The 23,014-nt window shown below is 62.2% G+C and carries 13 protein-coding genes and 1 riboswitch; of the genes, 8 read left to right on the top strand and 5 right to left on the bottom strand.

From position 1 onward, the window contains the following. Positions 1-15: 15 nt before the first annotated feature. Positions 16-2,604, top strand: coding sequence for an RNA helicase (locus Q1X90_RS05550; protein WP_300767380.1), 2,589 nt, complete (start codon positions 16-18; stop codon positions 2,602-2,604). A 10-nt stretch (positions 2,605-2,614) separates the two neighbouring features. Continuing rightward, the gene (locus tag Q1X90_RS05545) at positions 2,615-4,060 is read left to right on the top strand and encodes a replication-associated recombination protein A (protein WP_300767378.1); all 1,446 of its coding nucleotides are present in this window, start codon (positions 2,615-2,617) and stop codon (positions 4,058-4,060) included. 56 nt (positions 4,061-4,116) lie between these two features. Here Q1X90_RS05545 and Q1X90_RS05540 read toward each other — a convergent pair whose 3' ends face one another. Together Q1X90_RS05540 and Q1X90_RS05535 are read right to left on the bottom strand one after the other, a co-directional pair. Further along, entirely contained in the window at positions 4,117-6,483 is a 2,367-nt protein-coding gene (locus Q1X90_RS05540) for an energy-coupling factor transporter ATPase (protein ID WP_300767376.1), read from the bottom strand. Next, positions 6,470-7,099: an ECF transporter S component gene (locus Q1X90_RS05535; protein WP_300767374.1), complete on the bottom strand. Its 630-nt coding sequence runs from the start codon at positions 7,097-7,099 to the stop codon at positions 6,470-6,472. Before Q1X90_RS05535 ends, Q1X90_RS05540 begins: the two co-directional genes overlap by 14 nt. Before the next feature lie 6 nt (positions 7,100-7,105). Further along, positions 7,106-7,256: riboswitch (FMN riboswitch) on the bottom strand. 175 nt (positions 7,257-7,431) lie between these two features. Here Q1X90_RS05535 and Q1X90_RS05530 point away from each other — a divergent pair. The 3 genes from Q1X90_RS05530 to Q1X90_RS05520 all read left to right on the top strand — a co-directional run bounded on the left by Q1X90_RS05530 (position 7,432) and on the right by Q1X90_RS05520 (position 10,564). Continuing rightward, positions 7,432-8,472, top strand: a complete 1,041-nt coding sequence (locus tag Q1X90_RS05530) for a glycosyltransferase family 2 protein (RefSeq protein ID WP_300767372.1) — start codon at positions 7,432-7,434, stop codon at positions 8,470-8,472. Positions 8,473-8,586: 114 nt separating this feature from the next. Continuing rightward, on the top strand, positions 8,587-9,354 hold the full coding sequence (ppgK, locus tag Q1X90_RS05525) for a polyphosphate--glucose phosphotransferase (RefSeq protein WP_300767949.1): 768 nt from the start codon (positions 8,587-8,589) through the stop codon (positions 9,352-9,354). Positions 9,355-9,361: 7 nt separating this feature from the next. Further along, positions 9,362-10,564, top strand: coding sequence for a pyridoxal phosphate-dependent aminotransferase (locus Q1X90_RS05520; RefSeq protein WP_300767370.1), 1,203 nt, complete (start codon positions 9,362-9,364; stop codon positions 10,562-10,564). On the opposite strand, the gene Q1X90_RS05515 is transcribed toward Q1X90_RS05520, so the two are convergent. Further along, positions 10,503-11,357: an ATP-binding cassette domain-containing protein gene (locus tag Q1X90_RS05515; protein WP_300767367.1), complete on the bottom strand. Its 855-nt coding sequence runs from the start codon at positions 11,355-11,357 to the stop codon at positions 10,503-10,505. The two genes, Q1X90_RS05520 and Q1X90_RS05515, sit on opposite strands and share 62 nt — an antisense overlap. A gap of 54 nt (positions 11,358-11,411) precedes the next feature. After that, positions 11,412-13,664 (bottom strand): hypothetical protein, encoded by a 2,253-nt coding sequence (locus Q1X90_RS05510; RefSeq protein ID WP_300767365.1) that lies wholly within the window; start codon positions 13,662-13,664, stop codon positions 11,412-11,414. A gap of 53 nt (positions 13,665-13,717) precedes the next feature. On the opposite strand from Q1X90_RS05510, the gene Q1X90_RS05505 reads away from it, so the two are divergent. The 3 genes from Q1X90_RS05505 (at position 13,718) to Q1X90_RS05495 (ending at position 21,213) form a co-directional block, all read left to right on the top strand. After that, the gene (locus Q1X90_RS05505) at positions 13,718-17,095 is read left to right on the top strand and encodes a tetratricopeptide repeat protein (protein ID WP_300767363.1); all 3,378 of its coding nucleotides are present in this window, start codon (positions 13,718-13,720) and stop codon (positions 17,093-17,095) included. A gap of 87 nt (positions 17,096-17,182) precedes the next feature. Next, positions 17,183-19,948, top strand: a complete 2,766-nt coding sequence (gene ligA, locus Q1X90_RS05500; RefSeq protein WP_300767360.1) for an NAD-dependent DNA ligase LigA — start codon at positions 17,183-17,185, stop codon at positions 19,946-19,948. 101 nt (positions 19,949-20,049) lie between these two features. Further along, a complete protein-coding gene (locus Q1X90_RS05495) occupies positions 20,050-21,213 on the top strand; it encodes an Mrp/NBP35 family ATP-binding protein (RefSeq protein ID WP_300767357.1) in 1,164 nt (387 codons plus the stop codon). Positions 21,214-21,432: 219 nt separating this feature from the next. Here the strand turns inward: Q1X90_RS05495 and glnA are convergent, their stop codons facing one another. Next, on the bottom strand, positions 21,433-22,869 hold the full coding sequence (glnA, locus tag Q1X90_RS05490; RefSeq protein ID WP_300767355.1) for a type I glutamate--ammonia ligase: 1,437 nt from the start codon (positions 22,867-22,869) through the stop codon (positions 21,433-21,435). Positions 22,870-23,014: the final 145 nt, after the last annotated feature.

The raw sequence follows: 23,014 nt of genomic DNA, 5'->3' as shown, positions 1-23,014 counted from the left end.
GGGGATGGAGGAACCATGTCGGATCCACAGGCGCAATCGCCGAGGCCGCAGGGGCTGGATGCGAGGATTCCCCGCCTCGACTCCGGTGACCGGAGCATCGATGCCGACGAAATCTACGAACGTTTCTTCGGATGGGTCCGGGAAACGAAGGGCGTGTCGCCATGGCCGCATCAGGAGGAGGCCATACTCGACCTTCTGTCCGGAGACCATGTGATTCTTGGCACGCCGACGGGCTCAGGCAAATCACTCGTGGCTTTGGGCATGCATTTCGCGGCGATGTGCACGGGCCGTCGGTCCTATTACACGGCGCCCATCAAGGCGTTGGTCTCGGAGAAGTTCTTCGATCTCGTCGAGATCTTCGGCAGGGACAACGTGGGCATGATAACCGGCGACACGCATATCAACGTCGAGGCGCCAATCATCTGCTGCACCGCGGAGATTCTAGCCAACCAGGCGTTGCGTGAGGGCGTGTCCGCGGATGTCGGATGCGTGGCGATGGACGAGTTCCATTATTACGGCGATTCCGACCGTGGTTGGGCGTGGCAGGTCCCGCTGCTGACGTTGCCCAGAACGCAGTTCCTTCTTATGAGCGCGACGTTGGGGAATGTCGACGCTATCGCCGACGGACTCGAAGACTCCACCGGAGCCGATGTCGATGTCATTGACGACGCCCCCCGTCCTGTGCCATTGAGCTACGAATACACGGACAAACCTTTGGCATCCACCGTCGAGCTGGTGGTCGGCAAAGGGCAGACGCCCGTCTACATCGTTCATTTCTCGCAGGATGCGGCTCTCGAGACGGCGCAGGCGTTGTCCAGCAGCGGTGTCTCTACCAAGCAGCAGCGCGATGCGATAGCCGATGTCATGCGAGGAGTGCGGTTCAGCACCGGTTTCGGAAAGATACTGCAACGTCTGCTGCGCACGGGGGTCGGCGTCCATCATGCCGGGATGCTTCCTCGATACCGCAGGCTGGTGGAGCAGATGGCCCAACGTGGGTTGCTTCCTGTTATCTGCGGCACGGACACCCTGGGCGTGGGCATCAATGTGCCGATACACACGGTCATACTCACGGCGTTGACGAAATTCGATGGCACCCGTATGCGACGTCTCAGATCGCGCGAGTTTCATCAGATCGCCGGGCGCGCGGGACGAATGGGGTTCGACACCGAAGGACTTGTCATCGCCGAGGCCCCGGAATATGAGATAGAGAACGCCCGTGCTGTGGCGAAGGCCGGAAACGATCCCAAGAAACTGCGCAGGATCAAGCGCAAGAAGCCGCCGGAGGGTTTCGTCACCTGGAACGCGGACACGTTGGACAGACTTGTTGCGGCGCCCCCCGAGACGTTGACCTCGCATATGGTCGTCACTCATGCGATGGTTCTCAACGAGGTGGCCCAAGGCGGGGACGCGCAGGGGCGATTGAACGATCTCATCGATAAGGCGTGCTCCGCTCCGGAGCGTCGTGAGAGGCTTCACGACCGCGCCCGGGAGATTTTCTCGACTCTTGTCGACTCCGGATTCATCGAATGCCATGAGCGTGACGATGGCGTTCCTCAATGGGAGCTGTCGGTGGATGTTCCGGACAACTTCGCACTGGACCAGCCGCTGTCTCCTTTTCTGGTGGCGGGATTGGAGCTGCTGGAACCCGAATCGCCCACGTACGCATTGGATGTGGTGTCGATGGCAGAGGCGACGCTGGAGGATCCGCGCCCGGTGCTGAGGGCGCAGGAGAGGCAGGCCCGCGACGAGGCGATGGCCGCGATGAAGGCCGATGGCGTCGATTATGACGAGCGTATGGAGCGCCTTCAGGAGATCACGTATCCCAAACCTCTTGTGGACCTGCTTGATCAGGCGTTCCGCATGTATCAGGCGGATGTTCCCTGGGCGGCCGACTATGAGCTCAAGCCGAAATCCGTGGTGCGGGACATGGTGGAGACGGCGTCGGATTTCAACGGTTATGTTTCGCGGTATGGGATCGCTCGGTCCGAGGGGACGGTTCTTCGGTATCTCTCCGACGCCTATCGTGCCCTGGCCCGTACTGTTCCGGAGGAGAAGTACGATGACCGTCTTCGGGACATCGTTGCCTGGCTGCGCGTTGTTGTGCGGTCCGTGGACTCGAGTCTTGTGGATGAATGGGAGGGTGGCGCGTCGGATTCCGATGGGGCCGATGTCAAAGCCCCCGGCGGAGTCCAGGATGTTGTCCATGACCGCCGTGGTGTGATCGTTCTGGTTCGTAACGCGTTGTTCTCGCGTGTTCGGCTCATGGACCTCGACCGTCCCGATGAGCTGGGAGAGCTCGACAGACCGTGGGGATACGGTCCCAAGGAGTGGGAGAGGGCGTTGGACTCGTACTACGACGAGCATGAATATGTGAACACCGACGCCAAGGCCAGGGGAGGGAATCTCTTCATTCTTGACGACTCGTCGGAGCTCCGCGGACATCGGTGGCGCGTGCGCCAGGTGATTGACGATTCCGATGGGGACCATGATTGGGCCATAACCGCAAGTGTGGACCTTGATGCCACACAGGAGAGTGGCGAGGCGGTGTTCGACGACTATCATGTCGGCAACGACATCGAACAGACGTTCGATACGTCCGACTAGAGTGGGGGCCATGACCGAGGATCTCTTCTCCGCCAGTGGCGGTGGCGATGAGCTGACCAGACCGTTGGCCGTGCGGATGCGCCCGCGCACACTCGATGAGGTTGTGGGACAGGACCATGCGTTGTCCCAAGGGTCGCCGTTGAGACGGCTGGCCGATCCGGCCTCGGCGGGCGCCTTGACATCGCCGGCGTCCGTCCTCCTTTATGGACCTCCCGGTGTTGGCAAGACGACGCTGGCGAATATCGTCGCGCGCCAGTCCGGACGCGTGTTCGAGGAGCTGTCCGCCGTGACATCGGGTGTCAAGGAGGTGCGTTCCGTCCTGCAGCGCGCGCATGAGCGTTTGGTCACCAGCGGACGTGAGACGGTGCTGTTCATCGACGAGGTTCATCGTTTCTCAAAATCCCAGCAGGACGCCCTTCTGCCAAGCGTGGAGAACCGCGATGTCACCTTCATTGGGGCAACGACGGAGAATCCGAGTTTTTCGGTGATAGCGGCGTTGCTCAGCAGGTCCGTGGTGGTGCGACTTGATTCCTTGGGACCAGAGGATCTGCGCACGCTCGTTCTTCGGGCGGTGAGGGACGAACGAGGTTTGGCGGGTCGGGTGTCGGTCGATGATGACGCCGTGGATGAGATCATCCGCATGTCGTCAGGCGACGCAAGGAAGGCTCTCACGATTCTGGAGGCGGCGGCCAGCGCGGTGGATGGCGATGGACGCATGATCGACGTCGGCGTCGTGGGCCGTGTCATGGACGTCGCCACGGTGAGATACGACCGCGATGGCGATGACCATTATGATGTAGCGTCGGCGTTCATCAAATCCATGAGGGGATCGGATGTGGACGCGTCCCTGCATTATCTGGCACGTATGCTGCGGGCGGGGGAGGATCCGAGGTTCATCGCGCGCAGAATCATGATCGCGTCAGCGGAGGAGGTCGGCATGGCCGCTCCGCAGATCCTTCAGGTCACAGTGGCCGCGGCGCAGGCGGTCGCCATGGTCGGCATGCCGGAGGCGAGGATAATCCTGTCGGAGGCTGTGATCGCCGTGGCCACTGCTCGCAAATCCAATGCGAGCTACGAGGCCATCAACAAGGCGCTAGCGGATGTGGACTCCGGCCATATCGGCCCTGTTCCACGTCATCTGCGCAACGCTCCGACCGCTTTGATGGCGAGTTGGGGAAACCATCAGGGATACATTTACGCACACGACGTTCCGGGGGCCGTCGCGGCGCAGCAGTATATGCCCGATGATCTGCTCGGAACCGAATACTATCACCCGCACGACCGTGGATATGAGAGGGAGGTCGGCGCGCGTCTAGCCGTCGTCCGGTCCATTCTGGCGTCAGCGTCCGCCCACGGTGAGCCTGGAAGCGCATCTCCTGGGAATAAGCCTGGTCGGAATAAGCCAAGGGATGAGGATGATGGCGACGCCGGATCCAGTTCAGGTTCCGATTCCTGACGGCTTCAACTCCGCCCTGTTTGCGGATGCACTACGGAAGACGCCTGCAGCATGTCCTACAGAACCATTCCGACCGTGAAAAGAGCGGCTATATAGGCCACGCAGATGGTGACGGCCACACGGTCAAGCGTGGTGATGCGCATCGTGCGCCAGTGGGTTCTTTTCGCTCCGGCCTCGTAGCAACGGGCGTCGAGCGCGAGACTGAGGTTGTCGGCATGACGCAGGGTTGCGGCGAAGACGGGAATGGTCACTGCGACTAACGCCCTGACTCTCCGCGCGGGGCTTCCTGAACCCACATCGCCTCCGCGCGCGGCCTGCGCGTCGATGATCGAGCGCGTCTCTGTGCCCAAAGTCGGAAGGAACCGTAGCGCGAGGCTCAGGACCAGCGCAAGAACGTCGGCGTGCAGGCCCCAGCGATTCAGGGGGGACAGCATCGAGTCCACGGCGTCCGTGATCCGTGTGGGGGGAGTTGTCAGAAGCACCAGGGCTCCGATCACCACCACCATGGCGAAACGGCAGGAGTAAAGCACCGCGGTCACCAGTCCCTCGTCTGTGATCAGGATGGGGCCGAACGACAGCAGAGGTGTTCCCGTTCGCACCACAAGAACATTAAGCAGTCCGGTGATGATAAAAAGAACCAGAAGAACGCGGACCGACCGTCCCAGACGACGCGGGGGCACCCCCGACGCGATTGCGAGAAACGTCGTCAGGACCGCGGTGAGGGCCAGCTGCGCCGGTGTGGACACGGTGAATGCGGTGAACATGAGGGCGAGCGAGCCCAGAAGCTTCACGCGGGGGTCGACACGCGCCAGCACACCCGAGCCCGATCGGTGCGGACTGGGCGCGGACGTCCCGGCATCGTTATCGGAGATGTCCCAGTCATGCGAATCGTCCATGTCGTATGAGCGGACAACATCGTGTTGATGGACGGGGGGATTTTCGGGGAGGCTTGGTTCGTGCACCGGAAGGCTGACCACATGCGAGGCCCCGGCGATCTGCCTGTCGTCGTGGGTGATCAGAACCACCGCCACCCCCTGTTTCGAAAGTCTGTCGAGAAGAATGTCCATGCGTTTGAGCGCCTGTTGGTCCAGCCCCGCTTCGGGCTCATCCATCACCACCACCGTGGGATGGCATGCGATGATTCCCGCGATGGCGACCAGTCGTTGCTGACCGCCGGACAATGCGAACGGAGAGCGGTCGGCGAGACCGGAAACGCCCATCAGCGCCAGAGCCTCGTCGACTCTGGCATCGACGGTCTCACGTGGAAGCCCCTGGTTGCGTGGACCGTAGCCCACATCCTCACGGACCGTGTCCGCGAACAGCTGCCGTTCGGGATGCTGCATCACATATCCCACCGAGCGCCGCAGGGAACGGCTTCTGCGATCGCGGCGCTTGGCCATGTCATGTCCGACGACGGTCAGCGATCCCGATGTGGGCGCAGTCCCGAAGCCGCAGATCAGACGGGCCAACGTCGTTTTTCCCGATCCATTGGGACCAGTGATGGCGACGCGCTCACCTGCGTGGACATCGAAGCTGACGTTTCGCAGAACGACTCGCCCCGTGTCCGCGTAGCGCAGCCCCACGTCGTGCGCTTGGATGACGGGGGGGCAGTCGTCGTTCGTCCGCGGCGGATCGTCATGTTCCCGGACGTGCCCTGGGATTTGCATGGATGTGTCCGTATCCATCCGCAACGATTCCCCTAAGAGCGGCGGCGCAGGTCTGCTCCCGTTGATCATCGCGTCGGAGACTATGATGCCGTGGTCCACTCGTATGAGCCGATCCGCGCGGGCGGCCTCGTAAAGGTGATGGGTGACGTGGATGATGGTGACTCCACGTCTCTGCAGGGAGTCGAGGATTCCTAGAACGGAGGATCGTGCCTTGACGTCCAGCATCGCCGTCGGCTCGTCGAACACGATCATGTCCGGAGTCATGGCGAGCGTTCCCGCGATGGCCACGCGTTGCTGCTGTCCTCCGCTCATGCGCGTGGGATCCGAGGATTCATGCCCGCGTAGCCCCACGCCCGAAAGGGCCATGTCGATGCGCCCGCCGATTGCCGAGGGCGGGGTCGCGAGGTTCTCCGGCCCGAAGGCGATGTCGTCGGCAACGACGGTGGTGACGATCTGATCCTCCGGATTCTGGAAGACGGCCCCGATGGAGCGCCGCGCGCGGCGATACAGGTCCGGATGGATCCCGGTACCGTCGCGCACGGCCATGCCCAGAAGGGACACGAGGCCGTGATCCGGGGCGGACAGACCGGAGACGACCCTGGCGAGGGTGGATTTTCCTGATCCGTTCGGACCGACAAGACAGACGCGTTGCCCCCGCGGGATGGTCAGGTCGATGTCGCTGAGCGCCCAGGTTCGTCCGGCGTCATAGCTGAATCCGACACCGTGCAGCTCGACGGCGTTCTCATCGTTGGACAAGATTCGACACCGGCTTGTAGATCAGGAACGTGACCACCGAATGCAGAGCGAACTTCAACACATTGAAGGGGAGAAGAACGGGTATGATCATCGCGGCCACGGCGTCCACGCTCATCTTGGCGTAGATCATCGGTGTGATCAGCAGATTGCCGCCGATCGCCACGGCCAGAGCGGCGACGGACCCCACGACGAGGGCGAGGGCAGCGCCCTTGCGGGTGTGCATCCTGCGATAGATCAGCGACGCGGGAACGCTCAGCGCAAGAGCGACGGCCACCGCCATCAGCGTCCCCCAGGAGTTCGCGAACAGGTGGGGGGCGAATCCCAGCACGCTGACGATCGCCGCGGCCGAGGGACCGAAGATGAATCCCGCTATCAGGCAGACGATTCCGGAAGGATCGTATTTCAGCCATGGCGCCGCGGGCATCAACGGGAACTCGACGAAGCTGAGTGCCATCGACAATGCGACGAAAAGCGCGTATATCGCGATGAGGCGTGTGGACCAGCGTCCCGAGTCGCCAACCCCTGTTCCGTGGGAGTCGGGCCATTCCTCCGTGGAATGGCTGCTGGCATGTGTGGTCTGCGGGACATCGTCCGAGACATGATTGATCGTGCTCATAAGTGAGCCTCGTTTCTTTCATCCGGACTGTAACCGTTGGCTCCGGACTTCGACCGGAATCAACCGCCTGAGGCGGGTCGCGGGCTTCGCATGAACATGACATGGGCCATGCATGCGCCACCGCCAGTAAGGATTTTCACCTTCCCTGAAACTTGCACGACAACATATACACCGTGTTGTGGACGCATGCAAGATCCGTGACCGATCCTCGGAACCGCCTTCTGCCGCGTGTGTGGGGATGTCGAGACATGGGGGGTGTTGGACATGGTGGTGCTGGGGCGATGGGGGTGCGCGCGACGCATCCTGTCAAGGAGGGTGGGACAATGGAAGCCATGAGCTCAGATATGGATGCCCCTGTCAGACGCCTCAAGAACGGCGTCCCCGTCATCGACCACATGGCGATGGTCATAGTCACATACAAGCGCCGCGAGCTTCTATCGACGCTTCTCGAGTCCATCGAGCGACTCACCTCTCCGGTGTGGCGCATTGTGATCGTTGACAACGAGGCCAGCGCTGAGACGGAGGACATGGTCGGGGATTTCCGCGGGCGTATCGAGCGTCTGTGGGGGCCGTCCGACCGCGACTCCTGTGGCGGCACCGACCGCGTGGTCTATGCGCCGCAATCCGAGAATCGCGGGGGAGCCGGGGGATTTTCAGCCGGAGTCGATATCGCGTATCGGCGCGGAGCCGAGTGGTTCTGGGTTATGGACGACGATGTCGCCGTGGTTCCCGAGGCCATCGAGAAGCTCGCCCCCTGGACTTTGAGCCATGACGTTATTCAGGGAAGCCGTTACGACTATGACGGTGGCCCGTTCTATTGGCAGTACGATTTCCTCGTCCCCCTGGGCATTCCCAATCCGATTGCGCCCGCGGCCTTCGGCCCTGCGGGATACCGTGTGATGGACACGCTCTGCTTCGAGGGGGGGCTGTTCCGTCGTTCGGTGGTTTCGCGAATCGGTCTTCCCGACCCCCGGTTCTTCATCTATTGGGACGACACCGTGTACGGATATCTGGCCAGCAAGGTGACGTCCCCCATCGTCATACCCGACATGATTCTCCGGCGGACCAGGGAGATCGGCAACTGGGACATCGCCGGCGTGAGGCAGCTCAACTCCACGTCGGATATGAACCGATACCACATCATGCGCAACCGCGGCTATATGGCGAGGTATTTCATGGTCCACGGCGATTTCCGCCCGCTGTTGTTCGCGCTGGGAACCGTGGCGACCTTCGCCAAGGAGCTTATCCGGCTTGTGGCCGTGGACCGGTCGAGCATCATCACGGGCATCCGATGCCTCGCCCGTGGGTGGTGGGACTCGCGAAGGATTCTGCACGACGGCTCGTGGACGCCCATGCCGCCCTTGGAGGATTGACTCTCCGGAGGTGGATGGAACACGGTGTGGTTGGTCCACGGCGCGTTACAATATCACGGTATCGTTTCGTGGCATTCAATAATGCGTGCATGACATCATGGGGAAAGGTCGATGATGATTAAGACAGCTCAGGCGTTCGGCGTCGATATTGGTGGTTCGGGAATCAAGGCCGCTCCGGTCGATCTGACCAAGGGCGAGTTCGCTGAGCCGAGGCTGAAGATTGCCACGCCTTCCGAGTCCACCCCGCAGGCGGTCGCCGACATCGTGCGTCAGGAGCTTGAGCATTTCGAGGTCTCTTCGGAGATTCCCGTGGGAATCGCCTTTCCCGCACCAATCAAACCCGGGAAGACTCTGGATTTCATGGCCAACCTCGACAAGTCCTGGATTGGCGTGGACGTCACGGAGATCTTTTCCCAGGCCTGCGGACGTCCCGTCACCGTGGTGAACGACGCGGATGCGGCGGGCATTGCCGAGCAGCATTTCGGAGCCGCCCAGGGTCAGGAGGGGCTCGTCATCGCGACCACCCAAGGAACGGGAATCGGAACGGCCCTGATCTACAACGGTGTGCTCATCCCGAACACGGAGCTCGGCCATATCGAGCTTCCCGACGGCAAGGGCGACGCTGAGAAGTACGCGGCGTCATCCGTGCGCGACAAAGAGGACATGAGCTACAAGAAGTGGGCCAAAAGGCTTACGAAATACTATGGCCTTCTTGAGAAGTACTTCAACCCCGACCTCTTCGTCGTGGGAGGGGGAGTCAGCCGCGTCAGCGAGAAGTTCCTCCCCTACATCGACATCAAGACGCCCATCGTCGCGGCCAAGCTGCACAACGACGCGGGAATCATCGGCGCGGCCTATTACGCCACGACCAAAACGGCCTGATACCCATATGGCATCATCAGCGTCCCGTCCCATCGCGTTCTCATCGCGTATGGGGCGGGACGTTCCGAATGCGATAGCGCTCGCCGAGGTCCGCGTACGCCGTGAGGGACGGGCTTTGAGAAGTCTCAACGACTCCAATCCCACGCGTCATGGGCTGGCGCCCGATTGCCTTCCAGGACAATACCTCGCAGATCCTCGTGGCCCGCTGTCGTCACGGACGGCCATCGCGGGGTTCCTGTCCTCACGCGGGGACGAAGGCCGGGTCGATCCCAATCGCGTGTATGTTCTCGATTCCACGTCGCAGGCGTATGCCTGGCTGTTCATGCTGATGTGCGATCCGTCGGACTCGGTGCTCGCCCCGAAACCGGGATATCCGCTGATCGAGTCCATCGCGTCCCTGACCTGCGTCAACGTCGAGGAGTACCAGCTTCGCTATGACGGTTCATGGACGGTTGACGTCGCCGACATCGAGAGGATCCTGCGTGGCCCGCGTGGCCAGCGCATCCGTGCTCTTGTCGTGATCAACCCCAACAATCCCACTGGCTCGTACCTGCACGAGGGCGAACGTGACGCCATCCTCGCGCTGTGCCGCGAGTTCGGACTCGCGTTGATCGCGGATGAGGTGTTCTACCCGTATTCCTTGGAGCCGTTGCCGGGGCGGCGTCGTCTGGCGGGGGAGGATGGTGTGCTGACCTTCGGATTGGACGGATTGTCGAAAAGCCTTGCAGCCCCGCATGCGAAGGTTGGATGGATACAGGTGTCGGGGCCCCGGGACGCTGTGAATGAGGCTCTGCCGCTGCTCGACCGGGTCGCGGATGATTTCCTTCCCGTGGGCGCCTGCGTGGACGCGCGGATCCCCGGTCTTCTCCAAGGTGTGGATGCGCAGACGGAACGTGTTTCGGAACGGACCAGAGGCAATCTGACGGCGCTGCGTGGGATTCTCGACGACGACCGAGACGGTCTGGTGTCGCTTCTCAGACCGGAGGGCGGATGGAACGTGCTGGTGCGCATCCCCGCGACGATCGACGAGGACGATGTGGTCCTCACGCTTCTGCGCGATTATGGAATCACCGGACAACCGGGATACTTCTTCGATATGCCAGCGAACGGCTACCTCGCCCTGTCCCTGCTTCCGGAGCCGCGCACGTTCATCGCGAATGTGACCGCGTTGCTTGATGTGGTTGGTAGGCTGGCGGGACAGACCCTTTGAGACGCGCCTCGATGGTCTTCTGATAGCGCCGTAGGCCGTCAGCCACGCTCTCAAGCCCGATCAGATGTCCGGAGTCCAGAACCAACGCCTGATTGCCCGGATCGTCGAACGTTCCAGCCAGATCCAGGTCATGCGTCGAAAGGATGGCCTGACGGCCGCAGCGCTTGATGATTCCCGCGATCTTCTTGGCCTGAGGTCCCTCCAGACCGCGCGTGGGCTCATCCATAACGATGAGACGCGGATTCCCCGCGAGCGCCATGGCTATGGCGAGCCGACGCGTTCCGAGCACATCCAGAGAGGACACACGTGCCTTGCGCCGGTCGGAAAGAAGGCACAGGCCCATGATGTCGGCTGTGCGCATGTCCACATCCTCTCCGCGGGGATATCGTGAGCGGACCCTGCGCGCCACGGCTGATGCGGCGGTGTCATCCGCGTCCAGCCCCGTGGCTCCATCGATTCCGACGAAGGCGACATCCCTGGCTGTAGTCCGTCTATCCCGTCGCCGTGTCATGGTCCATGTCCGCGAGCCGTCGGGCGACGACGCATCAAGGCAACCGGACGATGGAGCGAGACGTGCCGAAAGAAGTCGGAGAAGAGTCGTCTTTCCTGAGCCGTTCAAGCCCAGGACGACGGTCAACGGCGCCGAGACCCGGCAGGTGACTCCCTCCAGCGCCGTGGTTCCGTCTGGATAGCGCAGCCCCATGTCGGAGAGATTCCATATCAACCCCCGTCCATCATCACGCGCATCTGTGTGGTGGGCGCGGTCATGCAGGTGGATCCAAGGCAGACGCATGAATCCATCATAGAGCGCGACTGCGCAGAACGATCCATCCAGGAGGGGATTCGGTCACAGCCAGGGCAGAAACCATGACTGAAGGGTGTGGAACACCGCCGGAGCGGAACGTATCAGCGAATTGTCCCGACCAATGACGAGCATCGACCACAACGCGGCTCCGATGGTCCAAAGCACGAGAAGGAGAACGGCCCCTCGAAGGAGGACGACTTCCATGCCCCTCAAGCGGGCTTGCCGCATCGTGGTGAGTCCCTTTCCCGCCTCCCCGCTTATTCCCATTCCCATACTGGTGCCTGCATCCATACGGGTGCCTGCATCCGAGAGCAGACCGGTGAGGGCGCATACTGCGGGAAGACTGAGAATCCAGCCAAAATCTGACATATAACGCCATCCCAGACCACCTTTGAGGATGTCCAGAAGAACCATCGCAAGTCCCAGAAGCGTGCACGCCACCAGGAAGGGCCACATGCCATTCGTCCTCCACCTACGGCGCATCGCGGGAGCCGCGAGACACAGCATGATGGCGGGCGCCGCCACGAAAAGACCCATCGTGAGAGGCTCCGTGTAGCCCCAGTAGGGAAGCGGGGTCGGAGAGGTGGCCAGCCATGGGAAGGTGTCGATCGTATGGAAGGGAAGGAACAGGTAGTAGCCGAGCATGGGAAGGATGTTCGCCAGAGGGGTCGAGTACGAGGTCATGTCCACGACGGTGAGCTGATAGTTGACGCCGAAGTCGATCGGGGAGCCGAAACGCACGAGGTTGTACCATCCCAGCGGTATCGCGACGAGCAACGCGGGGAGCGCGGAGACGGCGGCCAGTGTCAGGAGACGGCGTGGCAGTGGCCGCGCCGCGCGCTCCGGGTCGTGGGACGCGATGCATGAGAGCTGCCGATGGAATATCGGTATCGCGAGCAGTGCGAAAAGGACGAAGGATGGACGGCTTCCCAGATTCGCGGCCATAAGAAGCGATCCGGCCGCCACGCGCGGAAGGCTCACCGCCGGCGCGTCGCCCCAGCGCGCGGTGAGACGTCCCATGGATCCGCTGTCGGTTGCGGCCGTAAACCAAAGAAGAAGCCCCGCTGTGCTCAGTACAAGCGAGAAGGCTAGGGGGACGGAATAGAAGTCGTTTTGATACCAGAGATATGCGGCCCCCGACCCGATGACGCTCACCGTGATCGATATCGTTGCCGCCGCCACGGACGCATGGGGACGGATGCGGCGCAGCAGAAGCAGAACAAGTCGGATGTCGAGAATGAGAAAAACCGTGAGCAGGATCGGGACGGCCGCGGAGGATGCCAGGGACCCTCCACCGTCGATCCATAGACGGGATATGAGGTGGTAGGGGAGGAACAGAACCACGGCGGGTATGACTCCGAAATACGAGTACCAATGCCCGTTGTGGAAGGCATAGTCCCAGTAGATGGGCGTCACGCCCTCATTGAGAAGCCTTTCGCGGACTTGGGGATCGTATGGGTTGGAGGCGGAGACCAACTCGTCGGGGACGGGAAGATCAAGCCAGGCCCGTCCTTTCGCCAATGATTCTGCGACATGGCCATACTGATTGAAGTCGTACACATATCCTCCCGGAGCGTGGAAGGACAGAAGTCCGGGGAAAAGCAGCTGACGGACAACTGCGGCCAGACACACCGCAACAAGCAGAAGGCATGCGCCGATGAGTCCCCCGCGTTGGAGTCTGCTGCGCGGATCGACCTCGATGGACCACCAGCGCGAACCGGGTCTCCAGACGGCCACAAGAAGCATGATGACCGCTATAATCGCCAGTCTGGCCGGACTGACCTGGAATGGAACGTGGACGTTCGCCCTGATGGCCGATATCGGGACCACGGTTCCTTTCGGCTCCTGGATCCAGAGTTTGATGGTGTGCGTCGCGGTGGTTTTCAGGTAGCGCGATCGCGGCACCGTTATGTCGATGGACCGGGCGCGTCCCGCGGCGCCGTCGGAGTCGAGCCTGACGTGAACGGTGGAGACGAGGTCGCCGTCGTCCTTGTCGGCACTCGTTGATCTTGAGGACGTTCCGCTTGGATCGATCCGCGCATACGGCGACGAGCCGTCCGCGGTGACCTCAAGCCATGCCGTCGTCGGATCGGTCACCTTAAGGGCTCCCGATGACGTTCGAGACAGTCCGGATCCGAGTGTGTTCGTCGCCGAGCTTGTGTCGGTGCTTGCGGACAGTGTGCTCCAGAACGGGAGATTGAAGACGCATATCTCCACGATCAGGATGACCAGCACCGCGAGGATCGGCATTTTGGGCGTTCCGCGGCGCTTCGACCGGCTTGGGGAGAGCATCATCACACCGTTATTCTATAAGCGTTATGTCGACGAGCCTTGGGAGGATGTGTGGCATGCCTCGATTGACCAGTTTCCCCGATGGACGTGGGCCGGAGCGCGGGATGGGTCGTGTGTGGCGGCGATTCATGGCGGGATGCCGCCGAGCTGCTGGCGTGTTGGGTGATGTGGCCCGACGGGATTGTGCGGAGAGCCCCGTTGGTGAGGACCCGTTGGCGCATGCCGTTGAGCGTGCCATGCGAGTTCCGGTGTGGGCGCGTCGACGAGTCTATGACGGTTTGCGTGGTGTCCCTGACGGTGTGAGGTTGGGGTGGGCCCAGCTTCCAGGAGCGTCCTCGCGTGGGTTCTCCATCGGAGCGTTCGACCGACGTGGTCGATTCGCGCAGATGGCCTTCGCGGATGGACAGGGAAGGGTGTTCCTTGGCTCCGATCCGAATATGGACACATGGGGAACCCAGCCGGATTTCCTGTTCACCAAGGAGGCCTCGACGGCTCGGCCGGATACGCCGCACGGCCGTCCCCACGATATCGTCGGCGGCATGGTCGGCAGGGATTCCACCGGCGACATGATATGGCTGGCCGCATGGAGGCGCACCGGTGGATCGTACACTCTTGAGCAGTTGCGGGAACCCCTTCCCGAGGCGCTTCGCACGTCCCTGGAGTATCGCGATGCGGTCGCCTTGGGATTCCTCGTGGCCTATCTTGTGCCACGCCATAGCGGATCATTGTGGGGATTTGGATCGGGAAACATCTTTCGAAGGCTTAATCGGGAGTCTCCCATGGGCGCCATCCGCCGCAGCGTCGAGGATGCGCGCGTGGCGAGATCGCGCGGGCTGCGCGTGTCCGGGTTGGAGGAGTATTTCATCGATCTTATGGGTCAGGCGGGCGCTTTGGACCCCATGTCCGCGCTGGAGCCGGTGCATGGAGCGGAGCCCCTTCACCTGTTCGCGTCAAGCTATTCGGGAAGCTACATTCTGGGATGGAACTCATCCCTTCCTTTTCCCGCCATTCTGCGCTCCCTGCGGATCGAAGGCAACCTCAACCGTTTTGCGGCTGTCAGCACGTGTCTGGAATATGCGGCGAGAGGTGGTTCAGGGCCGTCCGAAGACACCGTGACGCATGAGGAGGCGGCCCGCATCGATGCCGCCTTGCTTCTTGACCCGGCGTTGATCGCGTTGCGTCCCCGCGGGGACGAGCCGCTTGATCCTCTGCACGATGATGGGATAGCTCCGGTCATCCGTCTGGTGTCGGTCGCGTCGCGCACGTCCCGGATGATTGCCCAGGAGGATCCATCCACGCCTGATGCTTACCGGCATGGAGCCAGTGCGGGATCCTCCGAATGGGTGTACCGCCAGACCATGGCCAGAATTCTTAGGACGCTTCGGCTCCCATATCGATTCGATGTGGAGTTCCGCGACGATCTCCGCGGTGGAAACGTGGCGCTGGGATTCACCACCGCGGGGTTGTCGATGATGCCTATGCGTAGGTACGATGACTCCTCGCGACGCTGGATCGACCTCACCGAGGAGGAGAGAGCCGCCATGAGTGCCGACTACAACCTTCGGGTCGGGCTGATCATGGCCGCCATCGGCTTCGGGGCCGATCGGGGCGTGTCATCCGTCTCGTTGCACATTGACTCCCTGGGACTTGAGGAGGCGGTCGCGGAGCAGGACTGCGCCATCGAGAGTCTGATGAGCCAGGCTCTGGCTGCCTTTGAGAGCATGCGGACCACGGACCACGGATTCCGCGGTTCGAAGGCCGATCCCAAGGATGGGGATCTCCACGGGGATTCCGTGGTCTCCTCACAGGTGGGTGACGCCATCCGGCGCGGCGATCTTTCCTCCGATCAAGATTCCGCGGATTCCCATGACGACCATGGCGCCCATGATTCCGGGGACGGCGAGGGAGGAGTGGACCGGCGCTTCGAGGAGCTGGTCAGAGACGCGCAGATCGACGAGGTCGCTTTCAGCGTTCCGACGGACAACGGCCCGGATGGGACCCGGACGGATGGGAAATCGTCCGATGACGGAGATGTCGACCAGGGGGGAGAGATGGGACCGGGGACATCCTCAGCGGATGGCGCGGAGGACCCGCTTGCCGCTCTGCGGCGCAACCCCACTGTGCGCAATGTGGTCACCGTCACATTCACCCGGCGCCGTTTTATGCGGATGCTCAGAACATACGGTTTGACCGATCCCCGACGTTTCTACCAATCGTTCGAGGCGTCGATGGATGTGGACGAGCATGGGGGACTTCGCCCGGTGGATGCCGATTTCGATCTGCGGGACGCACGTTTTGCGCCCGCCGGAGCGCAGGAGGAGCCGGAGTTTTCGGATGTCGCTCTTTCCGATGGCGCGCGTGGGGTTCTGGGTGTGTCCGGCATCACGGGTCTGTCGATCCAGCGCGTCGATCTATTGCAGCGGGCCGTGACGGATTTACATCATCTCGCGGCGAGCGGGGATCGGGACAGCGTCTCCCGCGCGCAGAAGGCGATACGAATCATCGATGCGGTGGGAGATCCCGAGCTGCGCGAGATGTCGTCCGAGGTGGGCGGGGCCATCATCGATGGTCAGGACACGCCCGATCCGGTTTTCAGTTTGTCGAAGGATCTTGACTCCGACCGCGTCAAGGCGCGCGATCTTCTTTTCTCCGGACACGCGGACGAGGCCGTGGATCATCTGGGCAAGGCCGTGTTGCGGGTCGATGAGGTCTTCGCGTCGGCCCCCGGCGTCCCGCGTTATTTCAACTCATACGCAGAACGCGTCGTATACAACCGTCTTTTCGCCACTCCGGACGAGCGCACCGTTCTGATTCCCGACAATCTCTTCTACGCGCATATCGAGCTTGCCGATGTGCTGTCGCAGATGGGCAGGGCCGAGGCCGCGCTGTCCCATCTCAACGCCCTGGTCGCCTACGCTCCCGCCTACCCGCTGTCCCACATGAAGCTGGCGATACAGCTGGCACGTCGTGAGGATTGGGATTCGGCGAGGGCGGCATGTCTGAACGCCCTGCGCGTCTGTCTCGACCGCGATGACGCCGCGTTCGCCTATTACCGCTTCGCCTACGCCGCGTGGATGCGCGACGAGTTCTCTGTTGCGGCGGCCGCATATATGGTCAGCGGGTCCATCGCGCCCGGACACATATCGGCTTTGGATGGCGAGCTTCAGGAGCTTATGGCGCGGATGAGGTCCCAGCATATCCGCGTGCCCGTGGATCTTCCGGATGCCCAGGACGTTCTGGAGAAGCACGGTGTTCCCGTGTGGCCGCGCACGGAGGTATCGCACATCGTCCGCTCCGCCGCAAGGGTATGTGTGGATGAGGGGCTTTTCGTCCCGGCCCGCACGCTATCCTTGGCGGCGGCTCGGATGGAAGATGCCGATGTCGCGGGTCTCGATCTTGTGCAGATGCAGTTCCTTCGTTCGTTGAACGCCTGACGGTTGGCGGGCGCCGGACGTGATTGCTGGAATGACCCGCATGGTTGCAATGACCTACATGGGTGGAATGGATGGAATCCGATGGTTATGAGCTATTCCGGGGGGAATGCCGAAAGCGGTGCGCAGGCTGAATCCGGCGGGCGCGTTGAGGTTGGCGCACAGAGTCAGATGTCCCATCCCGATGATGGCCGTGTGGTTTCCGACGATTGGGTGGCGTCGGTCACCAACAGCGATGCGGATGCGATGGCGCTGGACGATATCGACGTGGCGACGCTTTCCGCGTCGGCCGCGCAACGCCTGTGGTTCAAAATCGCGGCATGGGTGGAATCGGATCAGGTCTCGTACTACGTCCATGACGCCCCCGTGTCGTCGGATGCCGCGTATGACGCGCGCATGCGCTGCCTGCAACGTCTTGAGGCGGCCTTCCCCACACTCGATTCCGATCAATCGCCCACCCGGCGCGTGGGAGGGACCATCTCGCATGATTTCGCGTCCGTCGAGCATCCCTCTCGAATGCTCAGCCTGGATGATGTTTTTTCGGTGGACGAGCTTCGTGACTGGTATGAGGGAGTCGTCCATGACATCGATCCGTCGCCCGGCGCGCGCGTGCCGATGACCTGCGAGGTGAAGATCGACGGTCTCGCGTTGAATCTGCTGTACCGTGACGGCGTTCTCGAGCAGGGACTCACCCGTGGGGATGGCGTCATTGGGGAGGACATCACACCGAATGTGCGCACGATAGAATCCATTCCGCGCGTTCTGGGCGGGCCTCGGGAGGATATTCCCCGATTTGTGGAGATCCGCGGCGAGGTGTTCATGCGATGGGATGACTTCCGCACGCTTAACGAGGAGTGCGAGGACGCGGGCCGTCCTCCCTTCGCCAATCCCCGGAACGCGGCGGCGGGCTCCCTACGGCAGAAGGATCCGAGGATCACCGCGACGCGTCGTCTCAGCTTCTACGCACATGGCATCGGCCTGCTCGATTGGGGGAGCGCCGAGATCCACCGCGGACATGATCAGGTGGAGGACCAGTCCCAGGCCTACGACCTCTATTCACAATGGGGGATTCCGGTGTCCCCGCACAACCGACGCGTGACGACATTCGACGAGATCGTGGGGATGATCGACCACTACGGCGAGCATCGCGCGCAGATCGAGCACGCTCTTGATGGCATCGTGGTCAAAGTCGATGACCTGTCGCTCCAACGACGTCTGGGGACGACATCGCGCGCTCCCCGATGGGCCATCGCCTACAAATATCCGCCGGAGGAGGTCAACACCGAGCTTCTGGACATACGGGTGCAGGTCGGACGTACGGGCCGGATAACCCCCGTCGCGACACTCAGACCGGTGTATGTGGCTGGTTCCACCGTTTCCCGGACGACGCTCCACAACGCCTACGAGGTCAAGAGGAAGAATGTCCTTATCGGGGACACCGTGGTCGTCCGCAAGGCGGGCGATGTCATTCCCGAACTGGTGGGGCCCGTGCTGGCGCAACGCGAGGGACGTGAGGACGCCCTGCGCGAGTTCGTGATGCCCACGCGCTGTCCGTCATGCGGAACCGAACTCGCACCCGCGAAGGAGGGTGACAAGGACATTCGATGCCCGAATGTGGAATCGTGTCCCGCGCAGCTGACCGAACGCGTGATCAGCCTCGCGGCGCGCAAGGCCTTCGACATCGAGCATCTGGGTGAGCAGAGCGCGGTCGCGTTGACGAATCCCGAGCTCGACAGACCGGATTCCGTCGATGCGTATGCTCCTGGCCTTCGCGAGATCGTCGTGGGCCCAGGTGAGGAGCCGAAACCCTATCATCCACAGGAGGGACTTCGCCTGCCTCCCGTCCAGCATCCCGTTCTTGAGAGCGAGGCCGGCGTCTTCGATCTGACCGCCGACGCCCTGCGAGATGTGCGTGTGTGGCGGGAGATTCCCATCATCGAAACGGAGTATCGGATCGACGCCAAAGGCCGCCGCCGTCGTGTGTCGCACAGAAGGGGGGGATCGGGATTATGGCGCCAGGTTCCGGCATTCTGGACATCTCCGTCGCCCGCGGCCAGAATCACTCAGTCGGATTCCACCGTGAAGAGAACAGACGCGGAGAGAACAGACGCGGAGAGAACAGAAGAGAACGGGACGGAAGCGCAGGTCGCGGAACAGGCGGAATCGTCATCCTCCGGAGCGTTGTACCCGGGATATGTCATTCCGGATGACGCGCGGGTGGTCGACCATGTCCTGCGCTCGCGCCGTGGGGGAGGGATGGTCGACGAGCCGATCATCATACGGCCCGGCGAAAATACGAAGGCCATGTTGGACGAGATTGACAAGGCGCGGCATGCCGATCTGTGGCGTGTGCTCGTCGCGCTGTCCATCCGCCATGTGGGTCCGCCAACGGCAAGGCTGGTGGCCGCGCGTTTCCGCTCCCTCGACGAGGTGGAGGCGGCGACGGTGGAGGATCTGTCGCGCATCGACGGAATCGGACCTGAGATCGCCGAATCCATCGCAGGGTGGTTTGCCGCGGCCCATGCTGGCGGCGACTGGAGGGGACGTGTGCTGTCCGCGTGGAAGGCCGCAGGCGTGGGCTCCGAGGTGAACAAGAGCGATGTCGGCGCGCAGACGCTTGCCGGAATGACCATCGTCGTCACCGGATCGTTGGAGGGGTTCAGCCGCGACTCGGCGAAGGAGGCGATCGTCGAGCATGGGGGACGTGCCGCGGGGTCGGTCAGTTCGAAGACGACCTATGTCGTCGTCGGGGCTAATCCAGGCTCCAAAGCCGCCAAAGCCGAGGATCTGCGAATTCCCATAATCGACGAGGACGGCTTCCGGACACTTCTGGAGACGGGATCCGTGGACGCCTGACGGGGGGAATCGCCGTATGGGTTTGTGTCCGGCCGGCTCTGGCATGCCGCGTGACGCCACGATAGGGTGTATCGGGTAATGGATCCAAGGAGGCGGCTCGGATGGTGATGACGGATACTCACGATGGCACAGCTGATAGGGAAGAGGAGGTCGCGGTCGAGAAGGCCATCCGCGCGCGTCTTGCGAAAGTCATCGATCCGGAGCTGGGACGGTCGGTGGTCGAGCTGGGCATGATCGCGGGAGTGCGGGCGGTCGCCGTGGCGGATGATCCTCATCGCTTCGATGTGACCGTGCATGTCGAGCTCACCATCGCCGGATGCCCGCTGTCGCGCACCATCACGGATCAGATCATGGGTGCGGTGGTTTCCTACGCGCCGGCCCGGCTGATTCCCCATATCGAAGTGTCGACGATGAGCCAGGACAAGCTCGCCGATCTCGTGGCGTCGCTCAAAGCCGAAAGACGAAGCAACCCCTTCAACCGGGAGACGTGCGCAACGCGCATCTTCGCCATCGCCTCCGGTAAGGGAGGAGTGGGCAAGTCATCAGTGACGGCCAATCTCGCCGCGACCTTCGCGGCTCTCGGATACAACACGGCAGTGATCGACGCGGATGTCTATGGATTCTCCCAGCCCACACTCTTCGGCGTGCATCAGCAGCCGACCAATGTCAACGGAATGCTCATGCCTGTGGTGTCCTGGGGGGTGAAGCTGATATCCATCGGTATGTTCGCCGGATCGGATAGGGCGATTCTGTGGAGGGGGCCGCGGCTGCAAAGGTCATTGGAGCAGTTCTTGTCGGACGTGTGGTGGGGTGAGCCCGATGTGCTGCTGCTGGACATGGCTCCGGGAACGGGGGATATGGCCATCTCCGTGGCGCAGGCGCTTCCGAACGCGGAGCTGGTCGTTGTGACCACCCCGCAGCTTGGCGCATCCCAAGTGGCGGTCAGGGCCGGACTCGTCGCGTTGCAGGTGCCGATGAGGGTGCGCGGGGTGGTGGAGAACATGAGCTGGTTTGACCATAGGGGAGAACGGATTGAGCTTTTCGGACACGGTGGGGGGGGTCGGGTCAGTGAGCAGCTCTCCAAGGATCTGGGTCATCCGGTTCCCCTTGTGGCGCGACTGCCGTTTGAGCCGGCGCTTCGTGAGATTGACGAGGCTGGAAGACCGGCGGTGCTTGATCCGTCCGGCAGGTTGGCCCATTCGGAGTTATCCGAGGCTTTCCAAGGACTTGCCCGCACTTTGATGGATCCGATTGACGAATCGTAGGGTCTCGCGAACCGGCGGATTGCTGAATCGCCGGGTGGTTGTCGGTGGATCTGGACATTCGCATGGCGGCTTCGCTGCACACAAAAGGGGATCCCGGCGGAAGTGCATCCGCCGGGATCCCCAATAAAAATCACATTGCGCTCACATCGGTGTTTCTCATCCACGCTGGTGCCGCGGGATGTGCTGGTGTCGGGCAATCACCCGACACCAGCGTAAGAATCAGATGTGGAAGTAGAGCTCGTACTCGAGAGGAGTCGGAGCCAGACGGGCCTGATCGATCTCGCCGTGCTTGAGGTCAAGCCACGTCTCGATAAGGTCCTCGGTGAACACGTCGCCGGCGGAGAGGAAGTCGTGATCCTCCTCAAGCGCGTTCAGGGCCTCGGTAAGGGAGCCAGGAACCTGTTTGATGCCCGCGTGCTCCTCCGGAGGAAGCTCGTAGAGATCCTTGTCCACGGGAGCCGGAGGCTCGATGTGGTTGAGAATTCCGTCGAGGCCGGCCATCAGCTGTGCGGAGAAGGCCAGGAAGGGGTTCGACGAGGGATCCGGAGCGCGGAACTCGATGCGCTTGGCCGCGGGGCTGGTTCCAGCGAGCGGGATGCGGATGGCCGCGGAACGGTTGCGGGCCGAGTAGACCAAGTTGACGGGCGCCTCGAATCCGGGAACCAGACGATGGTACGAGTTCAGCGACGGGTTCGTGAACGCGAGAACCGAGGCGGCGTGCTTGATCAGGCCTCCGACGTACCACCGGGCGATGTCGGACAGACCGCCGTAGCCCTTCTCGTCGTAGAACAGCGGTTTGCCGTCACGCCACAGCGACTGATGGCAGTGCATTCCAGTGCCGTTGTCGCCTGCGATGGGCTTGGGCATGAAGGTGGCGGCCTTGCCCGCGAGCGCGGCGGTCTCATGAACGATGTACTTGTACTTCATGAGGTCATCGCCCGCGTGCTGCAACGTGTTGAAGCGGTAGTTGATCTCCTGCTGTCCCGCTCCTGCGACCTCATGGTGCGAACGCTCGAGAATCAGTCCGACCTTCTGAAGGTTGGCGACCATGTCGTCGCGCAGATCCTGATTGTGGTCTGCCGGAGGAACCGGGAAGTATCCGCGCTTCACGCGGTTCTTGAACCCGATGTTCGGGGTTCCGTCATCTTCGGTGTCGACGCCTGAGTTCCACGGCGCCTCGATTGAGTCGACCTCATAGAAGGAGCGGCGCATGCTGTTCTCGTAGCGCACCTTGTCGAAGATGAAGAACTCGGCCTCGGGTGCGAACGACGCGGTGTCGGCGATGCCGGTGGACTTCAGATAGGCCTCGGCCTTGCCCGCCACCTGACGCGGGTCGCGCGAATAGGCCTCGTCGGTGATCGGATCGACGATGGAGAACGCGACGTCGAGGGTCTTGTGCTTGCGGAACGGATCGATGAACGCCGTGGAAACATCCGGAACGAGCTTCATATCGGACTCGTTGATGGCTTGGAATCCCTGAACTGAGGAGCCGTCGAACGGCATTCCCTCGTCGAAAGCGTCCTTGAGGAATTCGCTTGCGGGCACTGTGAAGTGCTGCTGAACGCCGATCAGATCGGTAAAGCGTACGGAGACATACTCCACGCCCTCCTGATTGATCAGGGCCTCAGCATCCGCCTTGGTTTCGAGTGCAGTCAATGGACCGCTCCTTTCATGAAGAGCCTACGCCTCACAAGTCTAGAAGCGCCCCTGCTGTTGACTCGCCCTGCTGGGTTACGAGCATGTTTCGTTGCGTGGCCGCTTGGTGTCCGGGTTGTGGTCGGCTCAGCGTCCACGCATGGTG

The organism is uncultured Bifidobacterium sp. (genome assembly GCF_949292005.1).
Lineage (GTDB): Bacteria > Actinomycetota > Actinomycetes > Actinomycetales > Bifidobacteriaceae > Bifidobacterium.
The sequence above is the reverse complement of the archived record's forward strand: the minus strand, read 5'-3'. Positions and strand labels throughout refer to the sequence as shown.

Excerpts from the sequence above, each read along its gene's own strand:
- Q1X90_RS05550 (WP_300767380.1), top strand. The coding sequence starts at position 16 with ATGTCGGATCCACAGGCGCAATCGCCGAGGCCGCAGGGGCTGGATGCG.
- Q1X90_RS05545 (WP_300767378.1), top strand. The coding sequence starts at position 2,615 with ATGACCGAGGATCTCTTCTCCGCCAGTGGCGGTGGCGATGAGCTGACC.
- Q1X90_RS05535 (WP_300767374.1), bottom strand. The coding sequence starts at position 7,099 with ATGAGCACGATCAATCATGTCTCGGACGATGTCCCGCAGACCACACAT.
- Q1X90_RS05530 (WP_300767372.1), top strand. The coding sequence starts at position 7,432 with ATGAGCTCAGATATGGATGCCCCTGTCAGACGCCTCAAGAACGGCGTC.
- ppgK (WP_300767949.1), top strand. The coding sequence starts at position 8,587 with ATGATTAAGACAGCTCAGGCGTTCGGCGTCGATATTGGTGGTTCGGGA.
- Q1X90_RS05520 (WP_300767370.1), top strand. The coding sequence starts at position 9,362 with ATGGCATCATCAGCGTCCCGTCCCATCGCGTTCTCATCGCGTATGGGG.
- Q1X90_RS05515 (WP_300767367.1), bottom strand. The coding sequence starts at position 11,357 with ATGCGTCTGCCTTGGATCCACCTGCATGACCGCGCCCACCACACAGAT.
- Q1X90_RS05510 (WP_300767365.1), bottom strand. The coding sequence starts at position 13,664 with ATGATGCTCTCCCCAAGCCGGTCGAAGCGCCGCGGAACGCCCAAAATG.
- Q1X90_RS05505 (WP_300767363.1), top strand. The coding sequence starts at position 13,718 with ATGCCTCGATTGACCAGTTTCCCCGATGGACGTGGGCCGGAGCGCGGG.
- ligA (WP_300767360.1), top strand. The coding sequence starts at position 17,183 with ATGAGCTATTCCGGGGGGAATGCCGAAAGCGGTGCGCAGGCTGAATCC.
- Q1X90_RS05495 (WP_300767357.1), top strand. The coding sequence starts at position 20,050 with ATGGTGATGACGGATACTCACGATGGCACAGCTGATAGGGAAGAGGAG.